The sequence below is a fragment of the Enterobacter sp. 50588862 genome (assembly GCF_001462935.1).
Lineage (GTDB): Bacteria > Pseudomonadota > Gammaproteobacteria > Enterobacterales > Enterobacteriaceae > Enterobacter > Enterobacter bugandensis.
In genome coordinates this window covers 334,707-352,310 of the sequence record NZ_LNHM01000036.1, presented here as the reverse complement: position 1 = coordinate 352,310, position 17,604 = coordinate 334,707, and the positions used below count along the sequence as shown (strand labels likewise).

At 55.1% G+C, this 17,604-nt stretch carries 17 protein-coding genes; 8 read left to right on the top strand and 9 right to left on the bottom strand.

Annotation, left to right across the window (positions count from 1 at the left end; translation table 11 throughout):
• Positions 1–347: 347 nt before the first annotated feature.
• On the bottom strand, positions 348–914 hold the full coding sequence (gene gmhB / locus APT89_RS19825) for a D-glycero-beta-D-manno-heptose 1,7-bisphosphate 7-phosphatase (RefSeq protein WP_028015601.1): 567 nt from the start codon (positions 912–914) through the stop codon (positions 348–350).
• Positions 915–1,102: 188 nt separating this feature from the next.
• On the opposite strand from gmhB, the gene metN reads away from it, so the two are divergent.
• From metN to proS, 6 genes are all read left to right on the top strand, one after another.
• Entirely contained in the window at positions 1,103–2,134 is a 1,032-nt protein-coding gene (metN, locus tag APT89_RS19820; protein ID WP_028015600.1) for a methionine ABC transporter ATP-binding protein MetN, read from the top strand.
• Positions 2,127–2,780, top strand: coding sequence for a methionine ABC transporter permease MetI (locus tag APT89_RS19815; RefSeq protein ID WP_060573356.1), 654 nt, complete (start codon positions 2,127–2,129; stop codon positions 2,778–2,780). Before metN ends, APT89_RS19815 begins: the two co-directional genes overlap by 8 nt.
• 40 nt (positions 2,781–2,820) lie before the next feature.
• The gene (gene metQ, locus APT89_RS19810) at positions 2,821–3,636 is read left to right on the top strand and encodes a methionine ABC transporter substrate-binding lipoprotein MetQ (RefSeq protein ID WP_014168729.1); all 816 of its coding nucleotides are present in this window, start codon (positions 2,821–2,823) and stop codon (positions 3,634–3,636) included.
• 106 nt (positions 3,637–3,742) lie between these two features.
• A complete protein-coding gene (rcsF, locus tag APT89_RS19805; RefSeq protein WP_008501883.1) occupies positions 3,743–4,147 on the top strand; it encodes an Rcs stress response system protein RcsF in 405 nt (134 codons plus the stop codon).
• Positions 4,144–4,851: a tRNA (N6-threonylcarbamoyladenosine(37)-N6)-methyltransferase TrmO gene (tsaA, locus tag APT89_RS19800; protein ID WP_041911179.1), complete on the top strand. Its 708-nt coding sequence runs from the start codon at positions 4,144–4,146 to the stop codon at positions 4,849–4,851. Before rcsF ends, tsaA begins: the two co-directional genes overlap by 4 nt.
• A 112-nt stretch (positions 4,852–4,963) precedes the next feature.
• On the top strand, positions 4,964–6,682 hold the full coding sequence (gene proS / locus APT89_RS19795; protein WP_041911180.1) for a proline--tRNA ligase: 1,719 nt from the start codon (positions 4,964–4,966) through the stop codon (positions 6,680–6,682).
• A 47-nt stretch (positions 6,683–6,729) separates the two neighbouring features.
• Here the strand turns inward: proS and nlpE are convergent, their stop codons facing one another.
• From nlpE to APT89_RS19780, 3 genes are read right to left on the bottom strand one after another with little or no spacing between them, the layout of a single operon-like run.
• Positions 6,730–7,428, bottom strand: coding sequence for an envelope stress response activation lipoprotein NlpE (gene nlpE, locus APT89_RS19790; protein ID WP_041911181.1), 699 nt, complete (start codon positions 7,426–7,428; stop codon positions 6,730–6,732).
• A gap of 34 nt (positions 7,429–7,462) precedes the next feature.
• Entirely contained in the window at positions 7,463–7,885 is a 423-nt protein-coding gene (gene arfB, locus APT89_RS19785) for an alternative ribosome rescue aminoacyl-tRNA hydrolase ArfB (protein ID WP_028015595.1), read from the bottom strand.
• Entirely contained in the window at positions 7,882–8,427 is a 546-nt protein-coding gene (locus tag APT89_RS19780) for a YaeQ family protein (protein ID WP_060573354.1), read from the bottom strand. Before APT89_RS19780 ends, arfB begins: the two co-directional genes overlap by 4 nt.
• Positions 8,428–8,623: 196 nt before the next feature.
• Between APT89_RS19780 and APT89_RS19775 the strand changes: the two genes are divergently transcribed.
• Both APT89_RS19775 and rof read left to right on the top strand, forming a co-directional pair.
• Positions 8,624–8,824: a YaeP family protein gene (locus APT89_RS19775; RefSeq protein WP_008501889.1), complete on the top strand. Its 201-nt coding sequence runs from the start codon at positions 8,624–8,626 to the stop codon at positions 8,822–8,824.
• The gene (gene rof / locus APT89_RS19770; RefSeq protein WP_028015593.1) at positions 8,811–9,071 is read left to right on the top strand and encodes a Rho-binding antiterminator; all 261 of its coding nucleotides are present in this window, start codon (positions 8,811–8,813) and stop codon (positions 9,069–9,071) included. The genes APT89_RS19775 and rof overlap by 14 nt, the downstream gene beginning before the upstream one ends.
• 28 nt (positions 9,072–9,099) lie before the next feature.
• Here rof and tilS read toward each other — a convergent pair whose 3' ends face one another.
• The 5 genes from tilS to dnaE all read right to left on the bottom strand — a co-directional run bounded on the left by tilS (position 9,100) and on the right by dnaE (position 17,590).
• On the bottom strand, positions 9,100–10,389 hold the full coding sequence (gene tilS / locus APT89_RS19765) for a tRNA lysidine(34) synthetase TilS (protein WP_060573352.1): 1,290 nt from the start codon (positions 10,387–10,389) through the stop codon (positions 9,100–9,102).
• A 58-nt stretch (positions 10,390–10,447) separates the two neighbouring features.
• Positions 10,448–10,837 (bottom strand): VOC family protein, encoded by a 390-nt coding sequence (locus tag APT89_RS19760; protein ID WP_028015591.1) that lies wholly within the window; start codon positions 10,835–10,837, stop codon positions 10,448–10,450.
• A 65-nt stretch (positions 10,838–10,902) separates the two neighbouring features.
• Positions 10,903–13,035 (bottom strand): lysine decarboxylase LdcC, encoded by a 2,133-nt coding sequence (locus tag APT89_RS19755; protein WP_041911185.1) that lies wholly within the window; start codon positions 13,033–13,035, stop codon positions 10,903–10,905.
• A 100-nt stretch (positions 13,036–13,135) separates the two neighbouring features.
• Positions 13,136–14,095: an acetyl-CoA carboxylase carboxyl transferase subunit alpha gene (gene accA, locus APT89_RS19750; RefSeq protein ID WP_013095666.1), complete on the bottom strand. Its 960-nt coding sequence runs from the start codon at positions 14,093–14,095 to the stop codon at positions 13,136–13,138.
• A 12-nt stretch (positions 14,096–14,107) separates the two neighbouring features.
• Positions 14,108–17,590 carry a DNA polymerase III subunit alpha gene (gene dnaE, locus APT89_RS19745; protein ID WP_041911187.1) on the bottom strand — a complete coding sequence of 1,161 codons (3,483 nt, stop codon included), beginning with the start codon at positions 17,588–17,590 and terminating at the stop codon, positions 14,108–14,110.
• Positions 17,591–17,604 lie beyond the last annotated feature (14 nt).

Below are 17,604 nucleotides of genomic sequence, written 5' to 3'. Positions count from 1 at the left end.
AACTTCGTAATGAATTACGTATGTTCACTCAGAGACTTGGTATTCATTTATTGTCCGAAGACATTAAGAATCCATGTCACTTTGAGTGCCCACACAGATTGTCTGATAAATTGTTAAAGAGCAGTGCAACGCGGCTTTCGCTCACCGTTGCGAGGTGGCGTATATTACGCTTTCCTCTTTCAGAGTCAACCCGTTATTTCAGGATTTTTTCTCTTCAACCGACCGGGTTAACTGTGAAGTGATTCACATCCGCCGTGTCGATGGAGGCGCATTATAGGGAGCTGCCGAGGAATGACAAGCGGAAATATGCATTTTTATTTCGACCGCTCACCTTTTCGCCAAAAAGGCTATTTCTGATGCTTTTTTATCTCTTTTGGCAGCTCTGCCAGACTATTAATCACCCAATCCGCTGCACTTTCTGCTTCTGGTGTTACGGGCTTACCGGTACGCACTAATATTTTGGTACCCACTCCCGCCGCTGCGGCCGCCTGCATATCTTCCAGCTTATCGCCCACCATATAAGAAGCAGCCATATCAATGTGCAAGAACTCCTGCGCAGAGTTAAACATGCCCGGATGCGGTTTACGGCAGTCGCAGGTCTGACGATACTCTTCTACCGTTCCCTGCGGGTGGTGCGGGCAGTAGTAAATGCCATCAAGATCGACCCCACGATCGGCCAGCGACCAGTCCATCCATTCCGTCAGCGTCTCAAACTGCGCTTCGGTGAACTTACCGCGCGCGATGCCGGACTGGTTCGTTACGACCACCAGCGCATAGCCCATCTCTTTTAGCTGGCGCATTGCCTCTATAACGCCGTCGATAAATTCGAATTCATCGATCTCATGCACATAACCGTGATCCACATTAATAGTGCCATCACGGTCGAGAAAAATTGCGGGTACTGATTTTGCCACCGGTTTGCTCCTGAAAAAGGCCTGTTGAGCTAGTATCTCATGAATCGCAGCGCAATAAAGTGCTCATCGTACAGAGTTGGATTGATTTAGACGTCTGGATGCCTTAACATCCGTTTTGTTTACGGTCATCACCCGTATCTGGCAGAAGAAAATGCCACGGCTAACTTACATACGATAAAAATAATCTAATGATTAAACTTTCCAATATCACCAAAGTGTTCCAGCAGGGGAACCGAACCATTCAGGCGCTGAACAACGTCAGCCTGCATGTTCCTGCTGGTCAAATTTATGGCGTCATTGGCGCATCGGGTGCGGGTAAAAGCACGCTGATCCGTTGTGTTAACCTGCTTGAGCGCCCAACCCAGGGCAGCGTAGAAGTTGGCGGTCAGGAACTTACCGCCCTTTCAGAAAAAGAACTCACCAAAGCGCGCCGTCAAATTGGCATGATCTTCCAGCACTTTAACCTGCTGGCTTCCCGCACGGTGTTCGGCAACGTCGCCTTACCGCTGGAGCTGGATAACACGCCGAAAGAAGAAGTGAAGCGTCGCGTTACCGAACTGCTCGACCTCGTGGGTCTGGGTGATAAGCATGATAGCTACCCGGCAAATCTGTCCGGTGGGCAGAAGCAGCGTGTTGCTATTGCCCGCGCGCTGGCCAGCAACCCAAAAGTACTGCTGTGCGACGAAGCTACCAGCGCACTGGATCCGGCCACCACACGTTCTATTCTGGAACTGCTGAAGGACATTAACCGTCGCCTGGGCCTGACGATCCTCCTTATTACGCACGAGATGGACGTGGTGAAACGCATCTGCGACTGCGTGGCGGTCATTAGCAACGGTGAACTGATCGAGCAGGACACGGTAAGCGAAGTATTTTCCCATCCGAAAACGCCGCTGGCGCAGCAGTTTATTCAGTCCACGCTGCATCTGGATATTCCAGAAGATTATCTGGAGCGTTTGAAAACCGAGGCAACGGCGGACAGCGTCCCGATGTTGCGTATGGAATTCACCGGTCAGTCCGTTGATGCCCCTCTGCTTTCCGAAACCGCGCGTCGCTTTAACGTGAACAACAACATTATTAGCGCGCAGATGGATTACGCCGGTGGCGTGAAGTTCGGCATCATGCTGACGGAAATGCACGGCACTCAAGAAGAAACCCAGGCCGCAATCGCCTGGCTGCAAGAACATCATGTAAAAGTAGAGGTACTGGGTTATGTCTGAGCCGATGATGTGGCTACTGGTTCGCGGCGTTTGGGAAACGCTGGCAATGACCTTTGTATCGGGTTTCTTTGGTTTTGTGATTGGCCTGCCGGTAGGCGTACTGCTGTACGTGACGCGTCCGGGTCAAATCAATGAGAACGCGAAGCTCTACCGTACGCTCTCCGCGCTGGTGAATATCTTCCGTTCCATCCCGTTTATTATTCTGCTGGTGTGGATGATTCCGTTTACCCGCGTGATCGTCGGCACATCGATTGGTCTGCAGGCGGCTATCGTTCCGCTGACCGTAGGCGCTGCGCCGTTTATCGCCCGTATGGTGGAGAACGCCCTACTGGAGATCCCAACCGGTTTGATTGAAGCTTCTCGTGCAATGGGGGCAACACCTATGCAGATCGTCCGCAAGGTTCTGCTGCCTGAAGCACTGCCGGGCCTGGTGAACGCGGCAACGATTACGCTTATTACTCTGGTAGGGTATTCCGCGATGGGCGGTGCAGTTGGCGCTGGCGGTTTAGGACAGATTGGTTATCAGTACGGCTATATTGGATATAACGCTACCGTGATGAATACCGTTCTGGTATTGCTGGTTGTTCTGGTTTACTTAATCCAGTTCTCTGGCGATCGCATCGTCCGGGCTGTTACGCACAAATAACGTTACACACAACACAAACTCGATGAGTTAAGGATAAAACATGGCGTTTAAATTAAAGACCTTTGCAGCAGTAGGCGCGCTGATTGGATCTCTGGCACTGGTGGGTTGCGGTCAGGACGAAAAAGATCCAAACCATATTAAAGTGGGCGTTATCGTAGGCGCAGAACAGCAGGTTGCTGAAGTTGCTCAGAAAGTGGCGAAAGAAAAATACGGGCTGGACGTTGAGCTCGTAACCTTTAACGATTACGTTCTGCCGAACGAAGCGCTGAGCAAAGGCGATATCGACGCCAACGCCTTCCAGCATAAGCCATACCTGGATCAGCAGATCAAAGATCGCGGCTATAAGCTGGTTGGCGTGGGTAACACCTTCGTCTACCCGATTGCAGGCTACTCCAAGAAAATTAAATCGCTGGACGAACTGCAGCCGGGCTCTCAGGTAGCCGTGCCTAACGATCCAACCAACCTCGGACGCTCCCTGCTGCTGCTGCAGAAAGTGGGCCTGATCAAACTGAAAGACGGCGTTGGCCTGCTGCCAACCGTTCTGGATGTCACCGAGAACCCGAAAAATCTGAAAATTGTTGAACTGGAAGCACCGCAGCTGCCGCGTTCTCTGGACGATGCGCAGATTGCCCTGGCCGTTATCAACACCACTTACGCCAGCCAGATTGGCCTGACGCCAGCGAAAGACGGTATCTTCGTTGAAGATAAAGACTCTCCGTACGTTAACCTGATCGTGACTCGCGAAGATAACAAAGACGCGGAAAACGTGAAGAAGTTCGTCCAGGCCTATCAGTCAGACGAAGTTTACCAGGAAGCCAACAAAGTGTTTAACGGCGGCGCTGTTAAAGGCTGGTAATCTCACCTCAGTGTAATATCATCAGGACGGGCTTATGCCCGTCTTGTCATTTGTGCAGTCACCTGATTCAATATCTGACGTTTTGATTATCCATTGAGGAATTATTATGCGTGCTTTACCGATCTGTCTTTTAGCACTCATGCTGAGCGGCTGTTCTATGCTAAGCAGATCTCCTGTTGAACCCGTTCAAAGCACGGCAACCCCGCCAAAAACAGAGCCTGCAAAACCGAAAGTGGTTCGCCCTGCGCCGGTTCGCATTATCACCAAGGCTGACGAACTGGTCGGCAAACCGTTCCGTGAACTGGGTGAAGTAAGCGGTGAATCCTGTCAGGCAACCAATCAGGACTCTCCACCGAATATCCCGACTGCGCGTAAACGCATGCAGATTAACGCCGCAAAAATGAAAGCTAACGCGGTGCTGCTGCACAGCTGCGAAGTCACCAGCGGCACGCCGGGCTGCTACCGTCAGGCGGTTTGCATCGGTTCTGCGCTGAACATTACGGCGAAATGAGTGCATTTCAGTTTGAGCAAATAGGCGTTATCCACTCTCCGTATAAAGAGAAGTTCGCCGTGCCCCGCCAGCCCGGTCTGGTCACCAGCGGCAGCGGCGAGCTTCATCTTCAGGCACCTTATAACCAGGCCGATGCGGTACGCGGGCTCGAGTCTTTCAGTCACTTATGGGTGGTATTTGTTTTTCACCAGACAATGGAAGGCGGCTGGCGTCCCACCGTGCGTCCCCCGCGCCTGGGCGGAAATGCGAGAATGGGCGTGTTTGCGACTCGTTCGACCTTCCGCCCCAATCCGATCGGGATGTCGCTGGTTGAACTGAAAGGCATACGTTGCCAGAAGGATCAGGTCATCCTTGAGCTGGGCAGCCTGGACCTGGTTGACGGCACGCCGGTTATCGACATCAAACCCTATTTGCCTTTCGCCGAATCCCTCCCGAATGCGCGTGCAAGCTACGCTCAGGACGCACCGCAGGCGGATATGCCAGTCTCGTTTACGCCTGAGATAGCCTTACAGCTGAGTCAGCTGGAGAAACGCTATCCTCGCTTACGGCATTTCATCACTGAAGTTCTGGCACAGGACCCCCGTCCGGCCTACCGTAAAGAAGAGGAAGCAGGAAAGACGTACGCCGTCTGGCTGCTGGATTTTAACGTGCGCTGGCGCGTCACTGGGGCAGGTTTCGAAGTGTTTGCCCTTGAACCCAGGTAATTTTGTTCTCCTCTCTTTTGGCATCTTTGCCACACTGGTAAACTAAACCACTTTTTTTGTGTCAGGCTGGCGTTTCAGCCTGTTCCAATCGTCGAAATGGAACCGTAACAACATGCGTACTAGCCAATATCTGCTCTCCACTCTGAAGGAGACACCTGCCGACGCCGAAGTGATCAGCCATCAGCTGATGCTGCGCGCCGGGATGATCCGCAAGCTGGCCTCCGGGTTATACACCTGGCTGCCGACCGGCGTGCGCGTCCTGAAAAAAGTCGAAAACATCGTGCGTGAAGAGATGAACAACGCCGGTGCTATCGAGGTGTCCATGCCCGTGGTTCAGCCCGCTGACCTGTGGCAGGAGAGCGGTCGTTGGGAGCAATATGGCCCAGAACTGCTGCGCTTCGTCGATCGCGGCGAGCGTCCATTCGTTCTCGGTCCAACGCATGAAGAAGTCATTACCGATCTGATTCGTAATGAGCTGAGCTCTTACAAACAGCTGCCGCTGAACTTCTTCCAGATCCAGACCAAGTTCCGTGACGAAGTGCGCCCACGTTTCGGCGTGATGCGCTCTCGCGAATTCCTGATGAAAGATGCCTACTCTTTCCATACGTCACAGGAATCGCTGCAAGAGACCTACGACAAAATGTACGAGGCTTACAGCAAAATCTTCTCCCGCATGGGTCTGGATTTCCGCGCTGTGCAGGCTGATACCGGCTCCATCGGCGGTAGCGCGTCCCATGAGTTCCAGGTTTTGGCGCAGAGCGGTGAAGACGATGTGATCTTCTCTGACTCTTCAGACTACGCGGCGAACATCGAATTTGCAGAAGCGCTGGCACCAAAAGAACCTCGCGGCGCGGCAACGCAAGAGATGACGCTGGTTGATACGCCAAATGCGAAAACCATCGCCGAGCTGGTCGAGCAGTTCAGTCTGCCAGTCGAAAAAACCGTGAAAACGCTGCTGGTGAAATCCACCGAAGGCAGCGCTTACCCGCTGGTTGCCCTGCTGGTGCGTGGCGATCATGAACTGAACGAAGTGAAAGCCGAAAAGCTGCCGCAGGTCGCCAGCCCGCTGACGTTCGCCACGGAAGCGGAAATCCGCGCCGTCGTGAATGCCGGCCCAGGCTCTCTCGGTCCGGTGAATATGCCGGTTCCTGTCGTTATTGACCGCACGGTTGCTGCAATGAGCGACTTCTCCGCGGGTGCTAACATCGACGGTAAACATTACTTCGGCATCAACTGGGATCGCGACGTAGCGACGCCAGAAGTGGCAGACATCCGTAACGTGGTTGCAGGCGACCCAAGCCCGGACGGCCAGGGTACGCTGATGATCAAGCGCGGTATCGAAGTGGGCCACATCTTCCAGCTGGGTGATAAATACTCTCGTGCGCTGAACGCCGCCGTTCAGGGTGAAGATGGCCGTAACCAGATCCTGACCATGGGCTGCTACGGTATCGGGGTAACGCGCGTGGTGGCTGCGGCCATCGAGCAGAACTACGACGAGCGCGGCATCGTCTGGCCGGACAATATCGCGCCGTTCCAGGTGGCCATTCTGCCAATGAACATGCACAAGTCTTACCGCGTGCAGGAGCTGGCCGAGAAGCTGTATGCCGAGCTGCGCGCTCAGGGTATCGAAGTGCTGATGGATGACCGTAAAGAGCGTCCGGGCGTGATGTTTGCCGATATGGAACTGATCGGTATCCCGCACACCGTCGTCATCGGCGACCGTAACCTCGACAGCGATGAGATTGAATACAAATACCGTCGCAGCGGCGAAAAACAGATGATCAAGACCGGCGATATTCTTGATTACCTGGTGAAAGCCGTCAAAGGCTAAACAAAAAACCCCGCTCTGGCGGGGTTTTTTAATGGCTCAACGTCAAATTATTTACTGTTACAGTCTTTACCCGCGGCAAACTTCGCGTCTTTATCTGCCACCAGCGTTTTCACCATCTCCCCGCTATCCGGGTTTGGCTCCAGCGTAAAGTGGCCGTCAACCGTCAGCAATACCGGCTTGCTGTCATTGCCGCGCGCCACGGCGTAATCACGTTCAAGCTGCGCATTGTTTGCCACGCTGACTTTCTTACCGGTAGCGCAGTCAGTAAAGATCGCCGCATCCGCCATATAGAAATACATCCCCCGCATCGCCATTGGCGTGGCTGGCAGCGACGCTTTCACCGGCGTCAGCGTGTAGTTGAGCTGGGATTCAATCGGATTGCCTTCCCGGTCGAGCATTTCCATGTTCTCACCTTTAGGGCGGAACCAGGTTTTGTCACCGGTGGTATCTGTCAGGACCAGCTTCTCCGCCGTACGCGCCCATGTCCCGTAGGTGGCAAATGAAGAGGGTTCTTTCGCGCCCTGGTAGCGTTGGTTCATCACCCAGGTACCGTCTTTTTGCAGGAACAGTGACGTTTCAATGCCTTCGCAGTCCGCGCAAGGCAATACGCCGCGCCAGCTCTGCTGCATTGGCTTTAACTCTTCATTCTGCGCTGGCTGCAAAACCTGCGTTTCAGAACGGTTGTTACACCCGAAAAGCGCAAACAATGTACTCACTGCCAGCGCTGAAAATAATGCTTTTTTCACAATGAATTCCTTATGAAAATTGTGTTCCCTTTCGTCACTCCATCGGGCGACGAACTTTACCGCGTAATGCTTTCACTGTGGATTTTTGGGCTTTCGAGGACAGCCGACGCTCTTTCGATGCGCGGGTTGGCCGCGTTGCCCGGCGGCTTTTTTGTACTGCCGTTAACTCTTTGATGACCGCCACCAGCCTGGCTAGCGCCGCTTCCCGGTTTAATTCCTGGCTGCGGTACTCCTGGGCTTTGATCACAATCACGCCATCGCTGGTGATCAAGTGATGGCTGGCGGCAAGCAGGCTTTCTTTATAATACTCTGGCAGGCTTGAGGCCCGAATGTCAAAACGCAAATGGATAGCCGTCGACGCCTTGTTGACGTGCTGCCCGCCCGCGCCCTGAGCACGGATGGCGGCGATCTCCAGCTCGCTATCAGGGATGCTGACGCTTCGGGACAAGACGATCATGACGCAGGCTGCCAGGCTGTCAGATGAATTTCCAGATTATTCTGAGAATCAGAAAGCCAGATGGCTCCGTCCTGGATCGTTGCCTGCAGCGCCATCGTCCGGCTGGCGAACTCACACAACTGCGCCAGCTGTTCATCATCCAGATACCAGACGGCGAGATTTTTAAACTGCGCGCATTTATTCTTATTTTGCTGCCACCAAATCTCCGCCGCGCGCTGGTTGTAGGCGAATAACGCCACTTCCGCAGACTGAGTACACGCCTTTTTAATCCTGCGCTCGTCCGGCAGACCGAGTTCAATCCATAAATCGATCCCCAGATGGTCGTTGCGCAGCCAGGCTTCAGGCTCGTCTTCCGCGCTTAACCCACGGGTAAACTGCAGACGTTCATCAGCATACTTAATCCACGCCAGCAGGCGCAGCATCATACGCTCCTGTGTTTCGGAGGGGTGGCGTGCCAGCGTAAGCGACGCGTCCAGAAACTGGTTGCGATCAAGATCGGCCACGTTGACCACTGCTTTATAAATTGTCGCTTTCAGCGCCATGAGAGAACTCCATGCGAATCAGCCGCACATTGTAGCGAAAACGGAGGCAAAAGGCTGTTACCGAGTAATAAATACACCGCTATCAAGGCGCTGATATTGCTTAAATGAGTATGGTATAGTCACCTTGCTAAACCGAGTTTATCTTCGTAGGCTTAATGATATCTCACAGTAAGTCAGTGCGCTGGCGGGAGGGGATGTGAATAATTATTGTGAGTTAATTCGCAAACGGTATGCGGAAATCGCCAGCGGAGATCTGGGGTATGTCCCGGACGCGTTGGGCTGTGTATTGAAGGTGCTTAATGAAGTGGCCTCTGATGAGAGCCTTTCAGAGTCGGTCAGGGAAAAAGCAGCGTATGCTGCGGCGAATTTACTGGTGAGCGATTATGTCGATGAATGATACTTATCAACCCATCAATTGTGATGACTATGACAACCTCGAACTCGCCTGCCAGCATCATTTAATACTGACGCTGGAGCTAAAAGATGGCGAAGTGTTGAAGGCGAAGGCCAGCGATCTGCTTTCACGCAAGAATGTGGAATACCTGGTCGTGGAAGATGCCGGTGCGACGCGCGAGCTGCGTCTGGACAAAATAGCCAGCTTCAGCCACCCGCAAATCGGCACCGTCGTGGTGAGCGAATCCTGATGACACTAACGGGCAGCCGGGCTGCCCGTTACGCTTTCCGCCACTCGAAGCTGGCCCCCTCTTCTGTCCACCCCTCTTCCGTGATGAAAACCCCTGCAGCAGCAATCAGCGTTTCACCGTAGAACAGCAGCGGCGTGGTGTCGCGTAGCCACGGCGGCACGTTGTACTCCTGCCATATCTTTTTCAGCTTCCGTCCCCCGTTGCGTCCGACGATATGCAGCAAGCCGCCAGCCTTAAAGCGCACGCTGACGGGTTCTCCGGGCTTTGGCAGACGCACATGCCCAGTCGGCATCAGAGAGACACTCCCCGCGTCACGGGGCAATATCAGCGGTGCCTCTGGTGAGGTCCAGTGAAGCACCACATCGGTCAGCGAGGGGGAGTATTTTACCCACCAGAGTTTGCCTTTATAGCGTCTGACCTCATATCCGCTGAGGTGTACGCAGGGGGAAGCATCTTCCCGCGCCTGCGCGACTTCGTCCCAGATACGGCTCAGCATTGCCCGCGACGGCATCGCAGCATGATGAGTGGCGAGCCAGCGACGTAACAGCGCGGCCCGACGCGCCGGGCTTATCGCCTCCAGAGGCGCAATTGCCAGCGCTCCGTCTTCTGAAATGAGGTCAGACAGCTCCTCGCTGAGTAACTCATCCAGCAGGCTTTCCTGTTCGGCACACAGCATGGCGCTTCTTGCCGTCGCGTCGGCGAAATGCGGCCAGCGCTCGCTTAAAAGCGGGAGGACGCGCAGACGCAGGAAGTTACGATCGTAGCTATCGTCCTGGTTGCTCTCATCTTCGATCCAGCTCAGCTGATGTTTCCGCGCCCAGGCTTCCAGCGACGCGCGTGTCTCGCCAAGCAACGGACGCAATAATTGCGTTCCGGCAAAATCAGAACGTGCCGGCATGGCGGAAAGCCCCGCGGGTCCGCTGCCACGCTTAAGCGCCAGCAAAAAAGTTTCGCACTGATCGTCCAGATGCTGCGCAGTGACCAGCGCTTCGCCGGGCAGCAATACGCCTGCAAAAGCGGTATAGCGGGCTTTACGCGCCTGCGCCTCAATACCCAATCCTTCATCAGCAAGCGTGACGCGCTCAACGATGAGCGGGATAGCCCACGCCTCACACAAGGCTTCACAGTGCGCCACCCAATCCTCTGCATGACGGCTTAGTCCGTGGTGGATATGTATAGCCCGAAGCTGGACGCCAGGGTCCCGGTCGCGCCAGAGGTTAAGGCGATGTAGCAACACGGTGGAATCCAGGCCACCGCTAAACCCCACCAGCAGCTGGCGGTACGGTGAAACGGCTTGTGCGATAGCGGGTAAGGTCATAGGAAATTACACATAAAAAATGCCCGAACTGAGCGGGCATTATCACACAGGACAAACATTACTGCTGGTAAAGCTCCAGCGGCAGGCCGTCCGGATCGTTGAAAAAGGTGAAACGCTTATCGGTAAATGGATCGACGCGAATCGCCTCGCACGTCACGCCGTGCGCTTCCAGGTGTTTTACTGCGCTATCAAGGTCATCAACGCTGAAAGCCAGATGACGCAGTCCGCAGGCTTCCGGACGGGACGGACGCGAAGGCGGGAAAGGAAAAGAGAACAGCTCAATCACATACTGCCCGTTTAGCGCGAGATCGCCCTTCCAGGAGTCACGCTCCTCGCGGTAGGCCTCGCTCATGAGCGTAAAGCCAAGAATGTCGCAGTAGAAGGCCTTACTTTTCGCATAATCGGTGGCGATGATCGCAATATGGTGAACCGCTTTTAAACCCAGCATAGCTTCTCCTTTTTATGATGCCTGAACGTTACAACCGAAAACCCACACCTGGCAAGCGGTCACCTTTATTTTAGGACTCGCACCCAGTACACGCCGTTTTCATCGCGTTTCGCGCCGTGGATATCCGTTTCAAAGCCTGGATAGTGACGTCCTACCGAACAGAGCATCAGCAGAAAATCGAGCACCGCCCGGCTCTCCTCGGTGATCATCTCACCCGGCATCAGCAGCGGCACGCCCGGCGGATACGGCAGGATCATGTTGGCCGATACCCGCCCGACCAGATTTTCCAGCTCAACGGTTTCGACTTCGCCTTTCACCTGCCGCTGCCAGGCTTTGTGCGGCGTCAGCTTCATGTCAGGCAGGACGTCAAACGCCTGGAGCATCAGGCGCGGCAGATCGTGCTGGCGGATCAGCCGGTGGATCCCCTGGGCCAGATCCTGAATGCGCATGTTGCGGTAAAAGTCAGGATCTTCCGCGTAGAGATCCGGCAGCATGTTCTTCACCCGCAGGTTGAGATCATAAGCGCGCTTGAACTCCATCAGCCCGCGGAGCAAACCCATCGCCCGTGTTTTATCGATCCCGATGCTGAACAGGAACAGCAGATTGTAAGGACCGGTTTTTTCCACCACCACACCGCGCTCGTCAAGGAACTTCGCTACCAGTGCAGCAGGGATCCCCTCCTCGCCCATCACGCCCTGTTCGTCCATGCCCGGCGTCAGGATCGTCACCTTCACGGGATCGAGAAACATGTGGTCTGCATCGGCATCCCGGAAGCCGTGCCAGCTCTCTCCCGGCGCGACGGGCCAGCACTCCGCCTCGTCGATCTCTTCCGGCTGCCAGATATCGAAGAACCAGCCGTCGGCCTCATCCTTCAGCCGCTGGACCTCTTTACGGAAATGCAGCGCCCGTTCCACCGAGCGGTTAATCAGGCGTTTACCCGGATTGCCGCGCAGCATCGCCGCCGCCGTCTCGATAGAGGCCACCAGCGGATAGCTCGGTGAGGTGGTGGTGTGCATCATAAAGGCTTCGTTAAACGTATCCTCATCGTACTCGCCTTTAATATGGATTAACGAAGCCTGCGAAAACGCGGCCAGCATTTTGTGCGTCGACTGCGTTTCGAAAAAGACCTTGCCCGGCACGCGCTCGCCGCTCATCCCGCTTTTACCCGCGTAAATCGGGTGGAAATTGGTGTACGGCACCCACGCGGAATCGAAGTGGATCGACGGCACGTCCAAAGTCTTTTTGATCCAGTTCGTGTTATACAGCAGACCGTCATAAGTGGAGTTGGTGATTACCGCATGGACAGGCCAGCTTGCGTCGGGGATCGCCGCAACCTTACTTTCGATGGCCTGGTGCGTGAACTCCCGGCGCGGAATGCCGCCGAGTATACCGAGCGCGTTACGCGTGGGTGACAGCCAGATCGGGACGACGTCGCTCATCATCAGCAGGTGCGCCAGCGATTTATGGCAGTTACGGTCAATCAGCAACGTGCTTCCGGTTGGCGCGGCGTACATCCCGACGATTTTGTTCGAGGTCGAGGTGCCGTTGGTCACCATATAGCTCTGCTCGGCGCCAAAGGTGCGGGCGATATACTCTTCAGCTTCAAGATGTGGGCCGGTGTGATCCAGCAGAGAACCCAGTTCTGTCACTGAAATCGACACGTCTGCTTTCAGGGTGTTGCCGCCGAAGAAATCATAGAACAGGCACCCCACCGGGCTTTTTTGATAGGCCGTTCCGGCCATGTGTCCCGGCGTACAGAAGGTGTATTTCCCCTCTTTCACATAGGTGAACAGCGCGCGCGTAAACGGCGGCGTGATGTTATCCAGGTATTCACCGGTGTACTGCTGAATGCGGGTCGCAATGTCCTCGGCCACGCCGAGCGAGTATTCGAAGAACCACAGCGCCATGCGCATATCGTGCGCGCTGACGTCCATGGTCGAGTGTGTGTTGATAAAGGCGTAGAGCGGAAGGTATTCATTCAGCCTGTTGATCTCGCTGCACAGCTCCATGTCGTATTCGTCCCAGTCGAATATCACGCCACAGATGCGCGGATTATGTTCGATGAATTTCAGCAGATCGGCGCTGTTTTGCGGCCAGATCAGCTGATATCCGCGTGCTTTAAGAGCTTGCTCCAGCTCCTTGATGGGCTCGTCTTTATAAAAGACGCCGTGTGGCCCCATGATGGCGATGATGTTCATGGTTTACCTCCTTGAAAAACATCAGATAAGCATAGTTAAGGTAAACGGCAGGTATAAAAAAAGCCGCAACAATGTGCGGCTTTTCAGATAATTGTGAAGCTTACGCGTAACCGTAGGTCATCAGACGCTGGTAACGACGGTTGAGCAGGTCTTCTTTGCTCAGGACGTCCAGATCGGCCAGGTCGGCCAGCAGCTGTGCTTTCAGGGAAGCAGCCATCACTTCCGGCTTACGATGCGCGCCGCCCAGAGGCTCCGGGATAACGGTGTCGATCAGCTTCAGCTCTTTCAGACGCGGCGCAATGATGCCCATCGCTTCCGCGGCCAGCGGCGCTTTGTCGGCGCTTTTCCACAGAATGGACGCACAGCCTTCCGGGGAGATAACGGAATAGGTGCTGTACTGCAGCATATTCACTTTATCGCCCACGCCAATCGCCAGCGCGCCGCCGGAACCACCCTCACCGATAACGGTACAGATGACCGGAACCTTCAGGCGAGACATCTCGCGCAGGTTGCGTGCGATAGCTTCAGACTGGCCGCGCTCTTCCGCGCCTACGCCTGGGTATGCACCCGGCGTGTCGATGAAGGTGATGATTGGCATATTGAAACGCTCAGCCATCTCCATCAGACGCAGGGCCTTACGGTAGCCTTCTGGTGCTGGCATACCGAAATTACGACGGATCTTCTCTTTGGTTTCACGGCCTTTCTGGTGACCAATGATCATCACCGGACGTCCATCCAGACGCGCGATACCGCCGACGATAGCTTTATCGTCAGCGTATGCGCGGTCGCCTGCCAGTTCGTCAAATTCGTCAAACGCCAGGCGGACATAATCCAGGGTGTACGGACGCTGTGGATGACGCGCCAGCTGCGCGATCTGCCATGCGCCGAGATCGGCAAAGATTTTGCGCGTCAGCTCTACGCTTTTTTCGCGCAGACGATGCACTTCTTCGTCGATGTTAATATCCAGTTTTTCATCCTGACGGCTTACCGCTGTCAGAGAATCGATTTTCGCTTCCAGCTCAGCAATCGGCTGTTCGAAATCAAGGAAATTCAGACTCATAGTATTCCTGTATTAGTCAAACTCCAGTTCCACCTGCTCCGAACCAATGAGGCCACGGAGATCGTTCAGTAAACGATCGCTCGGAGAGACACGCCACGTTGCACCAAAGCGCAACCGCGCACGTGCATCCGCCCTCTGATAGTAGAGATGTACTGGAATGGTCCCCGAGCGGTGGGGTTCCAGAGACTGACGGAGTCGGTTTAAAAGCTGGTCATCAATTTGCCTGTCCGTCAGCGAGATAGCAAGCCCGCGAGCATATTTTTCCCGGGCTTCGTCAATGTCCATCACTTCGCGGGCGGTCATTTTAAGCCCCCCGCTGAAGTCATCAAAGCTGACCTGTCCGCTGACGATAAGTATGCGGTCTTTTTCCAGCAATTGCTGGTATTTATCCAGCGCGTCGGTGAACAACATCACCTCCAGACGCCCGGAACGGTCATCCAGGGTACAGATGCCGATACGATTGCCGCGCTTGGTGACCATTACCCTTGCAGCAATCACGAGCCCCGCAGCCGTGGTGATCTTACCACGTTCTGTCGGATGCATGTCTTTAAGCCTGTGGCCGCCGACATAGCGCTCAATTTCTTTAAGATACTGGTTGATCGGGTGCCCCGTCAGGTACAGACCTAACGTTTCCCGCTCTCCATCCAGTACCACCTGTTCTGGCCACGGCTGGCAGTTGGAATAGGACTGCTCGATCTGCTCTGGCTCTTCCGCCAGCACGCCGAACATATCCGCCTGGCCAATGGCTTCCGCTTTTGCATGCTGATCGGCCGCCTTCAACGCATCGCCGAGCGAGTTCATCAGCGCGGCACGGTGTGGCCCCAGCCTGTCAAACGCGCCGGACATGATCAGTTTTTCCAGCACGCGGCGGTTCAGTTTTTTGGTATCGGTACGGGCGCACAGATCGAACAGCTCACGGAAGTAGCCACCGTTATTACGCGCTTCGATGATCGCCTCGATCGGCCCCTCACCAACGCCTTTGATCGCGCCGATCCCGTAGACGATCTCCCCGTCATCGTTAACGTGGAAATGGTACAGACCCGAGTTAATATCCGGCGGCAGGATCTTCAGCCCCATGCGCCAGCACTCGTCCACCAGGCCAACCACCTTCTCAGTGTTGTCCATATCGGCGGTCATTACCGCCGCCATAAACTCAGCGGGATAGTGGGCCTTGAGCCACAGCGTTTGATACGAAACCAAAGCATAGGCGGCGGAGTGAGATTTGTTAAATCCGTACCCGGCGAATTTCTCCACCAGGTCGAAGATTTTCATCGCCAGTTCGCCATCGACGCCGTTTTTCTTCGCCCCATCTTCAAAGATAGAGCGCTGCTTGGCCATCTCTTCCGGCTTTTTCTTACCCATCGCACGACGCAGCATGTCCGCGCCGCCAAGGGTATAGCCGGAAAGCACCTGGGCGATCTGCATGACCTGTTCCTGATACAGGATGATGCCGTAGGTCGGTTCCAGCACCGGTTTCAGGCTTTCATGCTGCCACTGTACGTCCGGGTAGGAAATCTCTTCGCGCCCGTGTTTACGGTCGATAAAGTTATCCACCATCCCTGACTGCAGCGGGCCCGGACGGAACAGGGCCACCAGCGCGATCATATCTTCGAAGCAGTCGGGCTGCAGGCGTTTAATCAGATCTTTCATGCCGCGGGATTCAAGCTGGAAGACGGCTGTCGTCTCCGAGCGCTGCAGCATGTCGAAACTTTTCTTGTCATCCAGCGGGATGGCCGCGATATCCAGCGGCGGCTCGCCGTTCTTCTCGCGGCGGGCGTTGATCATCTCCAGCGCCCAGTTGATAATAGTCAGCGTGCGCAGGCCGAGGAAGTCGAACTTCACCAGCCCGGCGTATTCCACGTCGTTTTTATCGAACTGGGTGACCGGGTGCTGGCCCGCTTCGTCGCAGTAGAGCGGCGCAAAGTCGGTGATTTTGGTCGGGGCGATAACCACGCCCCCCGCATGCTTACCGGCGTTACGCGTCACGCCTTCCAGCTTGCGCGCCATGTCGATCAGCGCTTTTACCTCTTCATCAGCTTCGTAGATTTCCGGCAGCTGAGGTTCAGCTTCAAAGGCTTTTGCCAGCGTCATGCCCGGATCGGGCGGCACCAGCTTTGAAATACGATCGACAAAACCGTACGGATGACCCAGCACGCGGCCCACGTCGCGGATAACCGCTTTCGCCGCCATGGTACCGAAGGTAATGATCTGCGAAACCGCGTCACGACCGTACATATCGGCCACGTGCTCAATCACCTGGTCGCGTTTTTCCATGCAGAAGTCGACGTCGAAGTCGGGCATGGAGACACGTTCCGGGTTAAGGAAACGTTCGAACAGCAGGTCAAATTCCAGCGGATCGAGGTCGGTAATTTTCAGCGCATACGCCACCAGTGAGCCCGCACCCGAGCCACGGCCCGGACCTACCGGCACGCCGTTATCCTTCGACCACTGGATAAACTCCATTACGATCAGGAAGTAGCCCGGGAAGCCCATCTGGTTAATCACCTGGAGTTCAATATCCAGGCGTTCGTCATACTCCGGACGACGTTTTTTACGCTCTTCTTCATCCGGGAACAGGAATTCGAGACGCTCTTCCAGACCTTCTTTCGATTTCATGACCAGGAAATCTTCCGTAGTCATGTCCCCGGTCGGGAACTGCGGCAGGAAGTATTCGCCGAGGCGCACGGTCACGTTACAGCGCTTGGCAATCTCTACGCTGTTTTCCAGCGCTTCCGGAATGTCGGAGAAGAGCTCGCACATCTCCTCTTCGCTGCGCATATACTGCTGCGATGAGTAGTTCCGCGGACGCTTTGGATCGTCGAGAGTGAAGCCATCGTGGATAGCGACGCGAATTTCATGCGCATCAAAATCGCCGGACTCCAGGAAACGCACGTCATTCGTTGCCACCACGGGCAAGCCGCGCTCTTCTGCCAGCGCGACAGCAGCGTGCAGATAGTTCTCTTCATCCTGGCGGCCGGTGCGAATCAGCTCCAGATAGTAACGATTCGGGAAGTACTCTTCATAGAACGAGACGCACTGATCCACCAGCGCGCTGTTACCGCGCAGCAGGGATTTACCGACATCGCCCATGCGGCCGCCGGAGATCAGCAGCAGCCCTTCGTTCAGCTCAGCCAGCCATTCCCTGTCAATCCACGGACCCAGCGCCCCATAACCGCGCTGATAGGCTTTTGAGATAAGCAGAGTGAGGTTTTGGTAACCCGTATTGTTCATAGCCAACACGGAGATTTGCGTCAGTTCATCGCCGATGAGATCGCTCTGCACATGGAAATCCGCACCGACGATAGGCTTCATCCCCGCGCCATGCGCCGTCCCGTAGAACTTAACCAGGCCGCACAGGTTGGTAAAATCGGTGATCGCCAGCGCAGGCATGCCAAGCGAGGCCGCCTTTTTTACCAGCGGCCCGGTCTTTGCCAGCCCATCGATCATGGAGTAGTCGCTATGCACCCGCAGGTGTACGAAACGTGGTTCAGCCATCTTCAGATCCCGCG

Bases quoted from the DNA above. Each gene is read 5' to 3' on its own strand.
- metN (WP_028015600.1), top strand. From the start codon at position 1,103: ATGATTAAACTTTCCAATATCACCAAAGTGTTCCAGCAGGGGAACCGA.
- APT89_RS19815 (WP_060573356.1), top strand. From the start codon at position 2,127: ATGTCTGAGCCGATGATGTGGCTACTGGTTCGCGGCGTTTGGGAAACG.
- metQ (WP_014168729.1), top strand. From the start codon at position 2,821: ATGGCGTTTAAATTAAAGACCTTTGCAGCAGTAGGCGCGCTGATTGGA.
- rcsF (WP_008501883.1), top strand. From the start codon at position 3,743: ATGCGTGCTTTACCGATCTGTCTTTTAGCACTCATGCTGAGCGGCTGT.
- tsaA (WP_041911179.1), top strand. From the start codon at position 4,144: ATGAGTGCATTTCAGTTTGAGCAAATAGGCGTTATCCACTCTCCGTAT.
- proS (WP_041911180.1), top strand. From the start codon at position 4,964: ATGCGTACTAGCCAATATCTGCTCTCCACTCTGAAGGAGACACCTGCC.
- arfB (WP_028015595.1), bottom strand. From the start codon at position 7,885: ATGATCGTCTTGTCCCGAAGCGTCAGCATCCCTGATAGCGAGCTGGAG.
- APT89_RS19780 (WP_060573354.1), bottom strand. From the start codon at position 8,427: ATGGCGCTGAAAGCGACAATTTATAAAGCAGTGGTCAACGTGGCCGAT.
- rof (WP_028015593.1), top strand. From the start codon at position 8,811: ATGTCGATGAATGATACTTATCAACCCATCAATTGTGATGACTATGAC.
- tilS (WP_060573352.1), bottom strand. From the start codon at position 10,389: ATGACCTTACCCGCTATCGCACAAGCCGTTTCACCGTACCGCCAGCTG.
- APT89_RS19760 (WP_028015591.1), bottom strand. From the start codon at position 10,837: ATGCTGGGTTTAAAAGCGGTTCACCATATTGCGATCATCGCCACCGAT.
- APT89_RS19755 (WP_041911185.1), bottom strand. From the start codon at position 13,035: ATGAACATCATCGCCATCATGGGGCCACACGGCGTCTTTTATAAAGAC.
- accA (WP_013095666.1), bottom strand. From the start codon at position 14,095: ATGAGTCTGAATTTCCTTGATTTCGAACAGCCGATTGCTGAGCTGGAA.
- dnaE (WP_041911187.1), bottom strand. From the start codon at position 17,590: ATGGCTGAACCACGTTTCGTACACCTGCGGGTGCATAGCGACTACTCC.